Here is a 15,121-nt window from a genome sequence, read left to right on the forward strand (position 1 = left end):
TGCTCCGCTCCGGGACGTCACGGGCTCTCCTCCGGTTCGGCTCCTCCGGCGGGCACGGGCACAGGCCCGGGTGCAGGGGGTGTGGGGTCCCAGGTGCTCGTCGTACGCAGGCGGAGCGCCACCCGCAGCGGCCGGTTCAGCCGGCAGTCGGCGAGGGCGTCCCGCGCGGCGGCACCCGCCTGCTCGCGGGCGGCGGCCCGGTCGCCGAAAGCGAGGTCGGCCCGGACGCGGACCCGGCGTCGGCCGACCCTGACACGTACGGAGTCGACGCCGTCCGTGTCGAGGACGCGATCGCGGACCACGGAGGCGACGGCCGCCCGGTCGAGCGCGATGGACCGCCCGGCACCGAAGCCCGCGACGACATGGTGCTTCCGCAGCCCGGGCGTGCAGGCCAGCAGGAGCAGCCAGAGGCCGGCCACGGTCATGGCTGCCGCCGCGACCGTCACCGAACCGTCGGCGGGGGTCGTGGCGGCGAGCCGGTCGACGAGACCGGTGCGCCACGCCGCCGGAGCGTTGCCGAAGAGGTGGACCGAGGCCATGTCGGCGGTCAGGAGCCCCGCGGCCGAGGCCCCCAGAAGGGCCGTCACCACGACGGGGGTGGGGCGCGCGGACCACCAGCGCCGGGGAACACGACGCCCTCGGGCGGCCGGAGCGGTGGTCTCGAACGCGACCGTGCCCCCTGCGGGGCGTTGCAGCCGGGCGACCCGGAGCCGCGCCACCCGCACGGACAGCCCGGTCAGCTCGCCGGTGCGGGCAGCCACGTGCCGCTGCACTTCTTCGGCCCGGCGGCCGAGGTCGGCCGGCCAGGGCAGGCCGAGCCGTACGGAGACCTCGGCACGCTGCCCCCGTACGGTCGCCGTGCCGCGTACCGTGCCGACCGCGTTCGGCGTCTCGGTGGCGGCCTGCTGGGCGATCCTGGCGACGGCCCGCGCGGAAACGGTGGTGGTGCCCCGCGCGGCGGCGGGGATCACCGCCGTTCCCGGTCGAACAGGTCACGCAGGTGCGCGTCCCCTCCCCGGTCCAGCCAGGCCCCCACTCCCCAGCCCACCGCCCCGAGAGAGCCGACGAGCAGGAACGCGGCGAACCCGCCGAAGTAGGCGGCGAAGCCGAGCGCGACTCCTACCAACAGACCCATGGACCGGCCGTTCACAGGCCCTCTCCTCCTCGTCTCGGGGCGTACGGGTGCCCGCCCGCTCTTTCCGGCTTCCGCTGGTGGTCAGGGGTTACGCGACCCGGCTCTGGTCACCGCCGGACGCGGAGGAGTCCTCGTCGTCGGGGAGGCGGACGTCGTCGATGGCGATGTTGACCTCGACGACCTCCAGGCCGGTGATCCGTTCCACGGCCAGGATCACGTTCTCCCGGACCTCGGAGGCCAGTTCCTTGATGGACACCCCGTACTCCACGACGAGCTCCAGGTCGATCGCGGTCTGCCGCTCACCGACCTCGACCTTCACTCCCCGGCCCACGTTGGGACGGCCGCCGGGCACCCGGTCGCGGACGGCGCCGATGGTGCGCGAGAGGCCGCCGCCCATGTCGTGGACGCCGGGGATCTCACGCGCCGCCATGCCGGCGATCTTGACCACCACCACGTCCGCGATGGAGGTGCGGCCGCGGTCGCCGGCCGGAGCCTCCGCACCGGTCGCCCCGGCGGACAGGCTCGTCCCGGCCGGCCGGCCCGTTCCGGTCGGCTGCTCGAAGCGGGCCGCCTTGCCGCCGTTCGTCACGCTGTCGGTGGAGGGGGTCGTCTTTGTGTCGGTAGCCACCATGTGCTCCTTCGATGTCGTCAGCGTTGGGCGTGCGTCGCTGTGTGCTGTGTTGCTGTGTTGCTGCGTTGCTGTGTTGTGCGTTCCGCGTTCTGTGTTCTGCGTGGTTCTTCATCACGTTCGACTCCGCTCCCGGGATTCTGTGACGCACGAAGACGCACGAATTTTTTTGTGATCCCGTTTTTCCGGATCTCCCGGTTGATCTCGCGGGTACGCGTCACAGCGCACCGGATCCCGTGTCAGAACGGGCGAGACCACCATGACCGGACGACCGGCGGGCGCGTACCGCATGAGGAGGAGCGAGACTGTGACGGGGAATCCCCCGTCGGGCGAGCCGCCCGACGTCGAGGGCGGGCGGTCCGACGACACCCTGATGACGGAGCGAGCGGCCGAAGGCGACGAGGACGCCTTCGCCGTACTGGTGCGCGGGCACGCCCCCTCCCTCCTGCGCCTGGCCACCCGGCTGCTCGGCGACCGGGCCGAGGCCGAGGACGCCGTCCAGGAGGCCTTCGTCGGCGCCTGGCGCAGCCTGCCGGAGTTCCAGGGCAGATCCTCCTTCGGTACCTGGATGTACCGCATCGTCACCAACCGGTGCCTCAACATCCTGCGCGCCCGCCGCCCACAGGCACCGCTCAACGAACTTCCCGACCTGCCGGCCCCGGCGCACGCCACCGCGCCTGACCGGATCACCGAAGGGCGCGCGGCGCTCCACGACGTGCAGGAGGCGCTGTCCACGCTCTCACCCGAACAACGCATCTGCTGGACGCTGCGCACGCTCGACGGCAGGTCGTACGCCTTCATCGCGAAGACCGTCGGCATCAGTGAACAAGCCGTACGCGCCCGTGTTTTCAGAGCTCGCCGCCAACTGACTCACTCCCTGGGGGCCTGGCAATGAACAACCTGCCACCTGAGACCCGCACCGACCCCGACGACGAGACGCTTCCCTGCGGCCGCCTCCTCTCCCAGGTCTGGGCCGACTGGGAGGAGGGCGTTCACGACGACCACACCGCGCAGTGCGCCCACTGCCGGCTCGCGGTCGCCGACCTGGAACGCCTGGAGTCCCAGGTGCGCTCCCTGGACTCCGACCCCGCACAGCAGCCCGTCGACGCGACGTACTTCATCGACCGGGTGATGGATGTGGTCCGCCTCGAACTGCGCCCCGGACAGCCTCTGCCGCTGGGTGAGGCGGACGAGGACCTGCGGATCATGGAGAACGTGGCCGCCCGCGCCCTGCGCCGGGCCGCCGAGGAGGTGCCCGGGGTCAGGGCGGGGTCGTGCCGCCTCGGTGGCACGCCCGTGAACGTCGACCTGTCCGTGCACGTCCCGCTCACGACACCCGACGTACAGGCTCTGGCCCAGGAGATCCGCGAGCGGGTCGACGTAACCGCCTGTGAGCGCCTGGGACTTCACCTCGGCGAGATCAACGTCCGCATCACCGACCTGGTCGACGACGACGCCGCCTCACCGTGGTCAACGCGGTCACCGCAGTCACCGCGGTCACCGCGATCAGCGCAGGAAGGGAGCGCCCCCTGATGAGTGCCTCCGCCGACTCCATGCACAGCGAACTGGCCCACGTGGTCCAGGAAGTCCCCGGAGTGGCCTTCCTCGCGCCCGGCCTCCGCAGCCGTCTGCGCGCCCTGCGGGCCACCTCACCTCTGGCCCGCCCGGGCGACGACACCTCCGGCATCACCGTCTCCACCGCCCGCGGGGACACCCGTACCACCGTGGAGATCCGCCTGATCTGCCGCTCCGGCAGACGGGCCCTGGACACCACCCGTGCCGTCCGCGAGGCGGTGAGCAGGCACCTGGCCACCGGATACCCGGGCAGGGAGTTCCGGATCATCGTCACCGTGACGGGCGTGACGTGACGGGCGTGACATGGCGGGAGGGCGGGTGGCCGGAGTGCGGTGAAGCCGGAGTGCGGTGAAGCCGGACGGCGGGAGAACAGCCTTCTACGGGCGCGGCGCGGTGATGCGGGCGATCGCCTCGACGGTGAGGGCGCGCTCGTGGGGCTCGGTCTCCAGGGCGCGGTGGATGGACAGCCCCTCGATGAGCGCGTCGAGCTGGCGGGCGGTGGCCGGGTCGAAGTGCCATTCCAGGGCCCGGCGGCTGCGCCCCATCCAGGTGCGGGTGAGCTCGCGGTAGGCGGGGCGGCGGGCGGCGAGGGTGTAGAGCTCGTGGGTGAGGATCAGCTCGCGCTGGTTGCCGCCGGAGAGGTGGTGCACGAGATCGGCGACGGCCTCGCGGGCCTCGTCGGGGGTGGTCGCCGCGCCGAGGCGCTCCTCGAAGACGGCGACGATCGTCCCGGAGAACCGGGTGAACGCCTCGTGCAGCAGCTCGTCCATGCCGGAGAAGTGGTACGTCATCGAGCCCAGCGGCACGCCCGCGCGGGCGGCGACCTTGCGGTGCGAGACGCCCGCGACGCCCTCGTCGACGATGAGGTCGAGCACCGCGTCGATGATGCGGTCCCGCCGCTCGGGGTCGGTGTGCCCGGTCGCCACGCGGTGCCTCCTCGTTCGGCCTGGTCGCTCCGCGCAGCATAGAACGCGGGAGCGGAGTGTACGGACGTACGCTTCGGGGCGTACGCTCGTCGCCCATGAACAACCCGCCACCGGTCATGGACTCCGCCACCCGCCGCCGGCGTGCGGCGCTCTTCCTCTTCATGCTCGCGACGGGGGTGAGCATGGCGTCCTGGGTGGCCAGGACCCCGGCCGTCCGGGACGCGCTGGAGGTGTCCACGGGCGCGATGGGCCTGGTGCTGTTCGGGCTCTCGATCGGCTCGATGGCGGGGGTGCTGGCCTCCGGCGGGCTGGTGCGCAGGCACGGCGGGCGGCTGGTGATCACCGTCGGGGCGGGGCTGCTGGTGGCCGGGCTGCTGGTGATCGCCGGCGGAGCGGCCCTGGAGGTGTCCGGCGGGGTGTTCGGCGGACTCGCGCTGTTCGGGGCCGGGATGGGCCTGGCGGAGGTGGCGTTCAACATCGAGGGCGCCGCCGTGGAACGGGCCGTGGGCCGCCCGGTCCTGCCGGTGCTGCACGGCTGCTTCAGCCTGGGGACCGTGGTCGGCGCGCTGCTCGGGATGGGTTCGACGGCGGTCCGCTTCCCGGTGGGCTGGCACCTGGCGGCGGTCGCGCTCGCCGTCGCGGCGGCCGGGGTGTGGACCGTACGGGCGGTGCCGGCCGGGACGGGGCGGGAGGAGCGGGACGCGGAGGGCGCCGGGGGCGCGGAGTCCCGTGACGGGGAGCGGGCCGGGGGCGGTGGGTGGCGGGCTCAGGTGGCCGTCTGGCGGGACCGGCGGCTGGTGCTGATCGGCCTGATCGTGCTGGCCATGGCCTTCGCGGAGGGCTCCGCCAACGACTGGCTGCCGCTGCTGATGGTGGACGGCCACGGGACGGGGGCGACGGCCGGTTCGCTGACGTTCATGCTGTTCGCCGTCGCGATGACGACGGGCCGGTTCACGGGCGGGCCGCTGCTGGTGCGGTACGGCCCGGCGGCCGTGGTCCGGGTCAGCGCGGTCGTGGCGGCGGCGGGTGTGGCGCTGGTGGTCTTCTCCTCGAGCGCGCTGCTCGCCGGGGCGGCGGTGGTGCTGTGGGGGCTCGGAGCCTCGCTCGGCTTTCCCGTCACGATCTCGGCGGCGGGGGAGGGCGTACGGGACGCCTCGGCCCGGGTCGCGGCCGTCTCGACGGCGGGGTACGCGGCGTTCCTGGTCGGACCGCCCTCGCTGGGCTTCCTGGCCGACCACGTGGGGCTGCGGAACGCGATGGTGGTGGTGCTCGTGCTGCTGGGCGGGGCGGCCCTGATCACGGGGGCGCTGCGGCGGCGGCCGGGCGCTCAGGCGGCTGAAGTTCCTTCCTCTCAGCCCGACTTGGTGTAGATCAGGCTCTCGCCCGTGCCGGTCGTGGTGCGGCGGAGGGTGCCGTCCGGGAGCAGGGTCAGCTCGGTGGGCTTGCCGGGGGAGCAGGAGGAGGCCGGGCGGCCGGAGGAGACCGTCGAGGGGCCGATGCGGACCGGGCCGTCCCCGGTGGGGCCGTCGGCGAGCGGGGCGCTGAACTCGCAGTGGTACGTGGAGCCGGAGGCGAGGGGGCCCTCGGCGGTGAGGGCGAGGACCTGGTCGCCGACGTCGCCCTGCCGGATGGTCAACGTGCGGGTGGAGGAGCCCTGTTCGCCGGGTATGGAACCGGACCAGGTGCCGAGGAACCCTTCGGGGACGGCTCCTTCACCGCTGCCCTGCTGCCCCTTGCCGCCGCTGCCCGCGTCGGCGGAGCCCGAGGGGCCGGGGGAGGCGGTCGTGCCCGGCCCGTCGCCCTTCATGAACGCGTACACCGATCCGCCGGCCCCTATCGCCACGACCACGGCGACGGCGATGAGCGCGACGGTGGCCCCGGCGGAGCGGCGTTCCCGGACGGGCGGGGGAGGCGTGGGCGCGAAGTGGGCCGGGGGTATGGGGGCGAGGGGCTGGGCGGGCTGCATGGGCTGTGCGGGCGGCTGGGGCGGTGGGGGCCACGGGGTGCTGGTCAGGGTGCGAGGCTGGTCCGAGGTCGCTGGTCCCGGGTCCGCCTCCTGCCTCTGCGGCTCCTCCGGGTCTTCGGCGTCGAGCAACCCCACCGCCTGGCGGCCGAGTTGGGCGAGGAGGGTGGCGGGCAGCCAGGGTTCGTCCGCGTCCGCCGCGTCCAGGCGGGCCAGGATCTCGTCGGTACCGGGGCGGGCCACCGGGTCCTTCGCCAGGCAGTCCCGGACGACGCCGGCCAGCTCCTCCGGGACCCCGCTCAGGTCCGGGTCCTCCTGGGCGATCCGGAACATCAGGGAGTGGACCCCGCCGCTCTCCGCCGTACCGAACGGCAGCCGGCCCGACGCGGCGTACGCGAGGACGGACCCGAGGCAGAACACGTCGCACGCGGTGGTCACGCGCTCGCCGCGCACCTGCTCCGGGGCCATGAACCCGGGCGAGCCGACGAGGACCCCGGTGCGGGTCAGATCGCCGTCGGCCACGGACTCCAGGGCGCGGGCGATGCCGAAGTCGATGACCCGGGGCCCGTCGATGGTCATCAGGACGTTGGAGGGCTTCAGGTCCCGGTGGATGAGCCCGGCCCCGTGGATGTGCTGGAGGGCGTGGGCGAGCCCGGATCCCAGGAACCGTACGGAACGGGCCGGCAGGGGCCCGTACGCCCCCGAGGCCGTGACCGGGGCGCCGGGGCGGCCCGAGACGACGCGCTGGAGGGAGGGCCCGGCGACGTAACCGGTGGCGACCCAGGGGACGGGGGCCTCGGTGTCGGAGTCCAGCACCGGGGCGGTCCACGCACCGCCGACCCGGTGCGCGGCGTGCACCTCCTGGCGGAAGCGGGCGCGGAACTCGGGGCGTTCGGCGAGCTCGCGGCGGACGAGCTTGAGGGCGACGGTGCGGCCGCGGTCGGAGCGGGCGAGGAAGACCTGGCCCATGCCGCCTTCGCCGAGCCGGCCGAGGAGCCGGTACGCGCCGATGCGGTGCGGGTCGTCGGGCCCGAGCTTGTCCATGGTGCGCTTCCTCCCCCGTGCGGCCCGCACGAGGATAACGCCGCGCGCCGCGCCCGCTTAAGCCCGCCTTTCCAGCCCGTCCGGCGTTTGAGGACGGAACCGTCGAGGTGTCGGGCCTCGGCCTGGACGTCCCGGGTGCTCCGGGGTGCCGCCCCGGCATGCGCGCCGTCCTCGTGGGATCAAGGGTTCCGTCCTCAATCGCCGGACGGGCTTGGAGTGCCCCGGTCCGCGGCCTGAAGGCCGGACGGGCTTGGAGTGCCTAAGCGCCGGGCGGGCTCGAAGTGCCCCGGTCCGCAGCCGTCAGGGCCTCCAGCGCCTCCGACAGGCGGGCCAGCGCGTCCAGCGTTTCCGCCAGGTTCTCCACCCCCAGCTCGCCCGCCAGTCGCGCCGCGAACTCCGCGTGGGGCGGGCCGATCCGGGACACCGCGTCGCGTCCCGCCTCCGTCGCCCGCAGCAGCTTCGCGCGGCGGTGGGCCGGGTTCTCCGTGTACTCCGCGAGCCCCCGCTCGACCAGCAGGTCCGCGATCCGCTGCACGCTCTGCCTCGTGATCCCCATCGTCCGGGCGATCCCCGCCACCGGCAGCGGCTCCACCAGCACCGCCCCCAGCACCTGCCACCGCGCCGCCGTGAGCCCGCCCGGCCGCGCCAACTCGTCGGCCACCGACAGGAACTGCCCGTTGAGGCGGAACACCGTCACCGCGGCCCGGCTCAGGAACTCCTGCTCGGACGGGGCGCGCCCCGCACTCTCGCTACTCACCCTGCAACACCTCGTACGCGCTCGCGTCCGAGTCGTGGAACAGCCGGTACCACGCGTCCAGCTTCTTCTCGTCGTACACCCCGAGCAGTGCGAACACCTCCCGCGCGAACGCCACCGGCTCCGTCGGGCCGGCCGTGATCAGCCGGCCTCCGGCACCCTCGCGCCCGGTCCCGTCCGCCCCGGGGTCCGTGACCGCGTCCACCTCCACGTACCGCTCGCCGCCCGCGTACCCCGTCGCCCCGAGGTAGAAGGAGACCGCGCTCGTGTGCGCCCGGTCGTCCAGCAGCCCTTCCCGGGCCAGCCCGGCCGTCGCCCCGCAGATCGCCGCGACCGGCACCCCCGCGTCCAGGAAGGTCCGGGCCGCCCGCGCGAACGGGGCCAGTGTGTCGCCCGTGTCCCAGGCGGCCGCGCCGGTCAGGATCAGCAACGCGCTGTCCTGCGCCCGCAGTTCGTCCAGCGTCAGATCGGGCTGGACGCGCAGGCCGCCCATCGTCGTCACCGGCTCCCGGGAGAGCCCCACGGTCCGCACGGTGTAGCCGTTCTGCGTGAGATGGGCGGTCGCGTACCCCGTCTCCCAGTCGGCGAAGGTGTCGTAAACGGCGAGATGCACGGTTGTGGCGCTGCTGCTGGTCATGATGACCTCCTCGGCTCGATGACAGAAGACTGTCATTTCGACAGTGTGCTGTCAATAGGAGGGTGTGGGGGAGAGGAGTGCAAGGAAGGCGACACCTTGCCGAACCATCCGCCCCAGGCCGTACAAGGTGGCCATGGAGGTCACCCCCCACCAGCACTTACGCTCGGCCGCATGACCCCTCATGCCCCTCATGCCCCGTACGCCGACCCCGCGGCCGGTGCGGCCGTGAAGGCCGCGGACCGCGCGCACGTGTTCCACTCCTGGTCCGCCCAGGGCCTCATCGACCCGCTCGCCGTCGCCGGCGCCGAGGGGTCCTACTTCTGGGACTACGACGGCAACCGCTACCTCGACTTCACCAGCGGGCTCGTCTACACCAACATCGGCTACCAGCACCCCACCGTGATCGCCGCGATCCAGGAGCAGGCGGGCAAGCTCGCCACCTTCGCGCCCGCGTTCGCCGTCGAGTCGCGCTCCGAGGCCGCACGCCTCATCGCCGAGCGCACCCCCGGTGACCTGGACAAGATCTTCTTCACCAACGGCGGGGCCGAGGCCGTCGAGAACGCCATCCGCATGGCCCGGCTGCACACCGGCCGTCCGAAGGTGCTCTCCGCCTACCGCTCGTACCACGGCGCCACCTCCACCGCGATCAACCTCACCGGGGACCCGCGCCGCTGGCCCTCCGACAACGGCTCGGCGGGCGTCGTCCGGTTCTGGGCGCCCTTCCTCTACCGCTCGCCGTTCTACGCGCAGACCGAGGCCGAGGAGTGCGCCCGCGCCCTCCAGCACCTGGAAGACACGATCGCCTTCGAGGGGCCGGCCACCGTCGCCGCGATCATCCTGGAGACGATCCCGGGCACGGCCGGCATCATGACCCCGCCGCCCGGCTACCTCGCCGGCGTCCGCGAGATCTGCGACCGGTACGGGATCGTCTTCGTGCTCGACGAGGTCATGGCCGGATTCGGCCGTACCGGCGCATGGTTCGCCGCCGACCACTTCGACGTCGTGCCGGACCTGCTGACCTTCGCCAAGGGCGTCAACTCCGGTTACGTGCCGCTCGGCGGCGTCGCCATCAGCGCCGAGATCGCCGCCACCTTCGAGACCCGCCCCTACCCCGGCGGCCTCACCTACTCCGGCCACCCGCTGGCCTGCGCCGCCGCCGTCGCCACCATCGGCGTGATGGAGGACGAGAAGGTCGTCGAGCACGCCGCCCGGATCGGCGAGACGATTCTCGGACCCGGGCTGCGCGAGCTCGCCGAACGCCACCCCTCGGTGGGCGAGGTGCGCGGCCTCGGAGCGTTCTGGGCACTGGACCTGGTCCGCGACCGCGAGACCCGCGAGCCGCTCGTCCCGTACAACGCCTCGGGCGAGGCCAACGCCCCGATGGCGGCCTTCGGCGCGGCGGCGAAGAAGCAGGGGCTGTGGCCGTTCATCAACATGAACCGGACCCACGCCGTCCCCGCCTGCAACGTCTCCGAGGCCGAGGCCAAGGAAGGGCTCGCGGCCCTGGACGTGGCGCTCTCCGTGGCCGACACGTACACGGTTCAGGGCGCGTAGAGCAGCAGCTCCTGCCGGCTCCGGTCCGTACGCGGAGTAACCGGACGATCCGATTCCGTACGCGGTCGACCCCGTACGTCTCCCCGCCGTGCCCGGAATCGGGCACGGCGGCGGCCCTGGCTTAAGGTGACCCGAACCATGACGGGTGCGCCGGGTACGCACGGGGACGGACGGAAGGGGTCGGCATGAGTCCGAGCGCAGGCGTGACACGCAGTACCCTGCGCCAGCAGATCGCCGACGCGCTGCGCGACGAGGTGCTCGCGGGGCGTCTGCCGCCGGGCCGGGAGTTCACCGTCAAGCAGATCGCCGAGCAGTACGGGGTCTCCGCGACGCCCGTCCGCGAGGCGCTCTTCGACCTCTCCGCGCAGGGGCTCCTCGCCTCCGACCAGCACCGGGGCTTCCAAGTACGGGAGTTCACCGTCGCCGACTACCGCGCGATGGCCGAGGCCCGGGCCCTGGTCGTCGAGGGCCTCTTCCGCAACCCCGCCGAACGGGTCGCCGTCCGGCCCGAGGGACTGGCCTCGATCCGCCGCCGGGCCGCGGAGGCGGTCCGCGCGGCGAAGGGCGGCGACCTCGACGTCCTGATCGGGTACGACCTGCGGTTCTGGCGGGAGCTGGGGCAGTTCGTCCTCAACCTGTACATCGCCGATTTCCTCACCCGGCTCCGCGTCCAGGCCTGGGTGTTCGCCGTGCACCGGCTGCGCCGCGACGGCATGGACGAGAACGTGCTGTGGTTCGGCCACGAGGAGCTGGTCGAGGCCATCGCCCGCGGCGACCGCGAGCAGGTCCACGCCGAGATGTGCTCCTACTACGCGCACGCGCTCGCCTGGGCGGACCGATTGGAGGCGCGGGAGGCGGAGGGGGACGGGGAGCAGAACGCGGAGGGGAACGCCGACGGGCCGGCGGGGCCCGGTTCCGCCGTGCCCCCGCAGTCCCCCCAGCCGCCGGAGTCGCCGGGGCACTGTGCGTGAGGTTCGCACCGCATTACGCTGTCCCGACGATCGCCGGAACCCTCCTGAGAGCGAGACTTCGTGGCCTGTGACCTGTGGCTGGTCCCCCTCGTCGACGTGCTGTGCCACAGCGCCGACAACCCCTTCGCCGAAGAGATCGCCGTCTACGACAAGGCGCTGAACGACGCCGGGCTGCCGCCCGTCCCCGTCTACGCCTACATGCCGGGCCTCACCGGGGACGTCGCCCCCGTGGCCGGTTTCGACTACGACGCCCTGCACTTCCTGCGCCGCGCCTATCTGCTCCAGCTGAGCGGGCTGGCCGTCACCCCGGTCGCCGGTCTCGACGGCGAGTACGAGCAGCTCCTGGAGATGTTCGAGCAGGGCGCGCAGCAGTCGCATCTGGTCTGGCACTACGACCACGCCGGGGCCTACGTCCCGGTGGACTTCCCGGCCCCGCTCTCCGACGACGACCTCCTGGCGGGCGGCGGCCCCCTCGGCTCCGCGCACGGGCTGCTGCGGGAGCTGGAGTTCGTGGCCCCGGCCATCGACATCGACCCGGCCAACCCGCCGGCCGCCCCGCAGCCCCCGTCGGGCCCCACGGCCCTGGAGGAACCGGCGCACCCGATGCCCTACGACGACAGCCCCTTCGCCCGCGAACGCCACGTCTGGCTGGGCCTCCACGCGGCAGCGACCCGCAGCCTGGCCCAGGGCTCAATGATCATCTTCAGCTGACCCGAACCCCACGGACCGGGGCGCCCGAATCCAGCCCGTCCGGCGATTGAGGACCGGGGGTCCGGGGGCGGCGCCCCCGAAGCGTCACCCGGCGCAGGCCCCCGGGAACACCTCACCGCGGCGGCGACTCCGGCGGCCGCTGCCGGGGCATGTTCGGCCGCGCCGCGACCGACGGCATCGAGAACCGCCCCGGCACCGCCCCCGACTCCCCCCGGCCACCCGCGCTCCCCGTCGCCAGCGCCTGCATCCCCATCGGCGCGGGTCCCGCCCGGAACTCCACCATCCAGTCCGCCGTCTCCGACCGCACCAGCTCCGTGACGTCCTCGGAGAACCTCCGCAGCACCCCCAGGCACCGCTCGGTCGCCTCGCTGGCCGTGCCCTCGGTCGGCCCGAGCATCTCCCGTACGCACTCCGAGGCCCAGTCGAACTGGAGCACCTGGAGCCGCCGCTGCACGGCCTGGGCCGTGGCCAGGTTCCTTATCCACCCTGAGGTGAGGCCGAAGTACCGGTCGCAGGCCATGCAGGCGGCCCCCAGCAGCAGCGACAGATAGCCCCAGCCCGCCGACCCGCTCAGCGCACCGGTCAGGTCGAGCAGCGGCAGGGCGGCCCCGGCGACCACCCCGGCGGCCGTGCCCATCCGCAGGGCCCGCGCGGCCCGGCGCTTCCAGACCCGGTCGTGCAGATACCAGTCCGCGGTGTCCAGGGCGCCCGTCTCGACCCAGCGGTAGAGCTCGTCGAGCCGCTCGGCCGGCTCGCCCCAGTCACCGAGAGGGAACGGGCGCCCGGTCAGATCGCGCCCGCCGGCACGCCACCCGGCACGGCCGCCGGAGCGCCCACCGGCGTGCCCCTCCACCGGGGCTCCCGTAGCGGAATGCTCAGCTCCGTTCTCACCGGATCCCGCATCGGACTCCTTGCGGGGCGGCCCCTCGGGCTGCATCTCCGGCTGACTCACCGGGGCACTCCTCTGCACTCTGACGGACGGGACGGACGCGTAGGGAGTAACTCTGCGTCACCGTGCATGCACGCTCGTGTGCCGAGGTGCATGCCCTTCCTACCGCCGAATGGTGGGCCGTGGGGTCGAAATCGCGGGATTCCCGCCTGGGCAGGGCCCCTGGTCAGGTATAGGAGCCCTCACGCCGGTTCCGAGATCTCACTCGAAAGAGTTGGTCCCCGGCGGGTGGAGCGCGGTGACCGGGGAGCACGTAGGCTCGGCTTACCGAAACATTTGTCGTCGAAATGCCAGGAGTGACCGTGATTCCCGGTGGTGGCCAGCCCAACATGCAGCAGTTGCTCCAGCAGGCCCAGAAGATGCAGCAGGATCTCGCCGCGGCCCAGGAGGAACTGGCCAGGACCGAGGTCGACGGACAGGCGGGCGGCGGTCTCGTGAAGGCCACGGTGACCGGCTCCGGCGAGCTGCGCGCCCTGGTGATCGACCCGAAGGCGGTGGACCCGGAGGACACCGAGACGCTGGCCGATCTCGTCGTCGCGGCCGTCCAGGCGGCCAACGAGAACGCGCAGGCGCTCCAGCAGGAGAAGCTCGGCCCGCTGGCGCAGGGACTGGGCGGCGGGGGCGGCATCCCGGGTCTGCCGTTCTGACCCGACCGGCCGCGGGGCCGTGAGGTTCCGGCGGCCCGTAGGTTCCGCGGGTCCTCCGGGGCCTACTGGTACCGACCCGTACCCACTACGGTACGGAGCAGGAAGCGAAGAAAGGCGTTCCGTTGTACGAAGGCGTTGTTCAGGACCTCATCGACGAACTGGGCAGGCTGCCCGGCGTCGGTCCCAAGAGCGCGCAGCGGATCGCCTTCCACGTCCTGCAGGCCGAGCCCACCGACGTACGCCGGCTCGCCCACGCCCTCCTGGAGGTCAAGGACAAGGTCCGGTTCTGCGAGGTGTGCGGCAATGTCGCGCAGCAGGAGCGGTGCGGGATCTGCCGGGACACGCGCCGCGATCCGAGCGTCATCTGCGTGGTCGAGGAGCCCAAGGACGTCGTGGCGATCGAGCGGACGCGTGAGTTCCGGGGCCGCTACCACGTGCTGGGCGGGGCGATCAGCCCGATCGAGGGCGTCGGCCCGGACGACCTGCGCATCCGCGAGCTGCTGGCCCGGCTCGCGGACGGCTCGATCACGGAGCTGATCCTCGCGACCGACCCCAATCTGGAGGGCGAGGCCACCGCGACGTACCTGGCGCGGATGGTCAAGCCGATGGGCCTCAAGGTGACCCGGCTGGCCAGCGGTCTGCCGGTCGGCGGCGACCTGGAGTACGCCGACGAGGTCACCCTGGGCCGTGCCTTCGAGGGGAGGCGGCTGCTGGATGTCTGACACCGGGACCGACACCGAGACCGGCACCGGCATTGACACCTCTGCCGGGTCCGCCGCCGTACGCCCCCGGATCAGCCCCCGGCCCGGGCCCGGGCCCTTGCACGTACAGCCGTCCGCTCCACCGTCTGTGACCGCGCCCACGGGAGGTCCCCTCGATGTCTGACGCCACGCTGAACTCCGTCACGCAGGACCCGGGCGACTTCGCCGTCCAGATCGCGGACCAGATCAAGACGTTCATCGTCGCGGTCGCCGAGGTGTCCAAGGTCGACGAGCCGGAAGAGGCCGTCCCGGTCCTGCTCCTCCAGGTCTCGCAGCTCCTGCTGGCGGGCGGCCGCCTCGGCGCGTACGAGGACGTCCTGCCCGACGAGCGGTACGAGCCGGACCTCGGCGCGGAGCCGGACGCGGACGGCCTGCGCGAGCGGTTCGCGGCGCTGCTGGAGCCGATCGACGTCTACTCCGAGGTCTTCGACCCGTACGAGCCCCGCAAGGCCCCGGTCCCGCACCGGATCTCCGACGACCTGGCCGACCTGGTCACCGACCTCGGCCACGGCCTCGCGCACTACGAGGCGGACCGCACCGCCGAGGCGCTGTGGTGGTGGCAGTTCTCGTACTTCTCCAACTGGGGCTCCACCGCCTCCGCCACCCTCCGCGCCCTCCAGTCCCTGGTCGCCCACATCCGCCTCGGCCAGCCCCTGGAGGAGCTGGACGGCCTGGACACCGACCAGGACCCGGGCGAGGAGAACCTCGCCGAGGAGGCGGGCCGCGTGATGCTCCAGGAGATCGCGGGACCGCTGGGGCTGCGGCCGGTGAAGTAGCGGGGCGCGACTTCTTGACCTCAATCGTGGTTGAGGGAACAGGCTCCAGGGTGAACGGCCGATCCGACGGCCGCCGCCCCGCGAGGAGAT

18 protein-coding genes are annotated in these 15,121 nt (G+C 73.1%); 10 read left to right on the forward strand and 8 right to left on the reverse strand.

Annotated features, from left to right (window positions below; translation table 11 throughout):
* Positions 1-17 precede the first annotated feature (17 nt).
* The 3 genes from IE140_RS12890 to IE140_RS12900 form a co-directional block, all read right to left on the reverse strand.
* A complete protein-coding gene (locus tag IE140_RS12890; protein WP_150193580.1) occupies positions 18-971 on the reverse strand; it encodes a DUF6286 domain-containing Asp23/Gls24 family envelope stress response protein in 954 nt (317 codons plus the stop codon).
* Positions 968-1,135 carry a hypothetical protein gene (locus tag IE140_RS12895; RefSeq protein WP_217691687.1) on the reverse strand — a complete coding sequence of 56 codons (168 nt, stop codon included), beginning with the start codon at positions 1,133-1,135 and terminating at the stop codon, positions 968-970. The genes IE140_RS12890 and IE140_RS12895 overlap by 4 nt, the downstream gene beginning before the upstream one ends.
* A gap of 88 nt (positions 1,136-1,223) precedes the next feature.
* A complete protein-coding gene (locus IE140_RS12900; RefSeq protein ID WP_032776804.1) occupies positions 1,224-1,766 on the reverse strand; it encodes an Asp23/Gls24 family envelope stress response protein in 543 nt (180 codons plus the stop codon).
* 304 nt (positions 1,767-2,070) lie between these two features.
* Between IE140_RS12900 and IE140_RS12905 the strand changes: the two genes are divergently transcribed.
* Genes IE140_RS12905 through IE140_RS12915 form a run of 3 tightly spaced genes read left to right on the forward strand, consistent with a single transcriptional unit; the run spans position 2,071 to position 3,631 of the window.
* Positions 2,071-2,658 carry an RNA polymerase sigma factor gene (locus IE140_RS12905; protein ID WP_150193579.1) on the forward strand — a complete coding sequence of 196 codons (588 nt, stop codon included), beginning with the start codon at positions 2,071-2,073 and terminating at the stop codon, positions 2,656-2,658.
* Positions 2,655-3,296: an Asp23/Gls24 family envelope stress response protein gene (locus IE140_RS12910; RefSeq protein WP_189460379.1), complete on the forward strand. Its 642-nt coding sequence runs from the start codon at positions 2,655-2,657 to the stop codon at positions 3,294-3,296. The genes IE140_RS12905 and IE140_RS12910 overlap by 4 nt, the downstream gene beginning before the upstream one ends.
* Positions 3,296-3,631: an Asp23/Gls24 family envelope stress response protein gene (locus IE140_RS12915; RefSeq protein ID WP_050486952.1), complete on the forward strand. Its 336-nt coding sequence runs from the start codon at positions 3,296-3,298 to the stop codon at positions 3,629-3,631. The genes IE140_RS12910 and IE140_RS12915 overlap by 1 nt, the downstream gene beginning before the upstream one ends.
* An 84-nt stretch (positions 3,632-3,715) precedes the next feature.
* On the opposite strand, the gene IE140_RS12920 is transcribed toward IE140_RS12915, so the two are convergent.
* Positions 3,716-4,264 (reverse strand): TetR/AcrR family transcriptional regulator, encoded by a 549-nt coding sequence (locus tag IE140_RS12920; protein WP_032767009.1) that lies wholly within the window; start codon positions 4,262-4,264, stop codon positions 3,716-3,718.
* A 95-nt stretch (positions 4,265-4,359) separates the two neighbouring features.
* Between IE140_RS12920 and IE140_RS12925 the strand changes: the two genes are divergently transcribed.
* Positions 4,360-5,634, forward strand: coding sequence for an MFS transporter (locus IE140_RS12925; protein ID WP_189460381.1), 1,275 nt, complete (start codon positions 4,360-4,362; stop codon positions 5,632-5,634).
* On the opposite strand, the gene IE140_RS12930 is transcribed toward IE140_RS12925, so the two are convergent.
* The 3 genes from IE140_RS12930 to IE140_RS12940 all read right to left on the reverse strand — a co-directional run bounded on the left by IE140_RS12930 (position 5,616) and on the right by IE140_RS12940 (position 8,662).
* Positions 5,616-7,271 carry a serine/threonine-protein kinase gene (locus IE140_RS12930; protein WP_189460382.1) on the reverse strand — a complete coding sequence of 552 codons (1,656 nt, stop codon included), beginning with the start codon at positions 7,269-7,271 and terminating at the stop codon, positions 5,616-5,618. The genes IE140_RS12925 and IE140_RS12930 overlap by 19 nt on opposite strands.
* Positions 7,272-7,530: 259 nt before the next feature.
* Positions 7,531-8,028, reverse strand: a complete 498-nt coding sequence (locus tag IE140_RS12935; protein WP_150197068.1) for a MarR family winged helix-turn-helix transcriptional regulator — start codon at positions 8,026-8,028, stop codon at positions 7,531-7,533.
* Entirely contained in the window at positions 8,021-8,662 is a 642-nt protein-coding gene (locus IE140_RS12940; RefSeq protein ID WP_093435665.1) for a DJ-1/PfpI family protein, read from the reverse strand. Before IE140_RS12940 ends, IE140_RS12935 begins: the two co-directional genes overlap by 8 nt.
* A gap of 171 nt (positions 8,663-8,833) precedes the next feature.
* Between IE140_RS12940 and IE140_RS12945 the strand changes: the two genes are divergently transcribed.
* The 3 genes from IE140_RS12945 (at position 8,834) to IE140_RS12955 (ending at position 11,898) form a co-directional block, all read left to right on the forward strand.
* Positions 8,834-10,216, forward strand: a complete 1,383-nt coding sequence (locus tag IE140_RS12945; RefSeq protein WP_032776817.1) for an aspartate aminotransferase family protein — start codon at positions 8,834-8,836, stop codon at positions 10,214-10,216.
* Positions 10,217-10,401: 185 nt separating this feature from the next.
* Complete coding sequence (locus IE140_RS12950; protein ID WP_150197067.1) at positions 10,402-11,187, forward strand: GntR family transcriptional regulator; 786 nt, start codon at positions 10,402-10,404, stop codon at positions 11,185-11,187.
* 60 nt (positions 11,188-11,247) lie between these two features.
* A complete protein-coding gene (locus IE140_RS12955) occupies positions 11,248-11,898 on the forward strand; it encodes a putative DNA-mimic protein (RefSeq protein ID WP_150197066.1) in 651 nt (216 codons plus the stop codon).
* 112 nt (positions 11,899-12,010) lie between these two features.
* On the opposite strand, the gene IE140_RS12960 is transcribed toward IE140_RS12955, so the two are convergent.
* Positions 12,011-12,850, reverse strand: a complete 840-nt coding sequence (locus tag IE140_RS12960; protein WP_189460384.1) for an SLATT domain-containing protein — start codon at positions 12,848-12,850, stop codon at positions 12,011-12,013.
* A gap of 299 nt (positions 12,851-13,149) precedes the next feature.
* On the opposite strand from IE140_RS12960, the gene IE140_RS12965 reads away from it, so the two are divergent.
* The 3 genes from IE140_RS12965 (at position 13,150) to IE140_RS12975 (ending at position 15,031) form a co-directional block, all read left to right on the forward strand.
* On the forward strand, positions 13,150-13,494 hold the full coding sequence (locus IE140_RS12965) for a YbaB/EbfC family nucleoid-associated protein (RefSeq protein ID WP_003967515.1): 345 nt from the start codon (positions 13,150-13,152) through the stop codon (positions 13,492-13,494).
* A gap of 122 nt (positions 13,495-13,616) precedes the next feature.
* Positions 13,617-14,216: a recombination mediator RecR gene (gene recR / locus IE140_RS12970; protein ID WP_150197783.1), complete on the forward strand. Its 600-nt coding sequence runs from the start codon at positions 13,617-13,619 to the stop codon at positions 14,214-14,216.
* A 155-nt stretch (positions 14,217-14,371) separates the two neighbouring features.
* Positions 14,372-15,031, forward strand: coding sequence for a DUF5063 domain-containing protein (locus tag IE140_RS12975; protein WP_032767000.1), 660 nt, complete (start codon positions 14,372-14,374; stop codon positions 15,029-15,031).
* Positions 15,032-15,121 lie beyond the last annotated feature (90 nt).

Source organism: Streptomyces parvus (assembly GCF_014648875.1).
Classification (GTDB): domain Bacteria; phylum Actinomycetota; class Actinomycetes; order Streptomycetales; family Streptomycetaceae; genus Streptomyces; species Streptomyces parvus.

Coding starts and splice junctions, on each gene's coding strand:
- IE140_RS12940 (WP_093435665.1), bottom strand. CDS start 8,662: ATGACCAGCAGCAGCGCCACAACCGTGCATCTCGCCGTTTACGACACC.
- IE140_RS12945 (WP_032776817.1), top strand. CDS start 8,834: ATGACCCCTCATGCCCCTCATGCCCCGTACGCCGACCCCGCGGCCGGT.
- IE140_RS12925 (WP_189460381.1), top strand. CDS start 4,360: ATGAACAACCCGCCACCGGTCATGGACTCCGCCACCCGCCGCCGGCGT.
- IE140_RS12895 (WP_217691687.1), bottom strand. CDS start 1,135: ATGGGTCTGTTGGTAGGAGTCGCGCTCGGCTTCGCCGCCTACTTCGGC.
- IE140_RS12915 (WP_050486952.1), top strand. CDS start 3,296: ATGAGTGCCTCCGCCGACTCCATGCACAGCGAACTGGCCCACGTGGTC.
- IE140_RS12975 (WP_032767000.1), top strand. CDS start 14,372: ATGTCTGACGCCACGCTGAACTCCGTCACGCAGGACCCGGGCGACTTC.
- IE140_RS12900 (WP_032776804.1), bottom strand. CDS start 1,766: ATGGTGGCTACCGACACAAAGACGACCCCCTCCACCGACAGCGTGACG.
- IE140_RS12930 (WP_189460382.1), bottom strand. CDS start 7,271: ATGGACAAGCTCGGGCCCGACGACCCGCACCGCATCGGCGCGTACCGG.
- IE140_RS12910 (WP_189460379.1), top strand. CDS start 2,655: ATGAACAACCTGCCACCTGAGACCCGCACCGACCCCGACGACGAGACG.
- IE140_RS12950 (WP_150197067.1), top strand. CDS start 10,402: ATGAGTCCGAGCGCAGGCGTGACACGCAGTACCCTGCGCCAGCAGATC.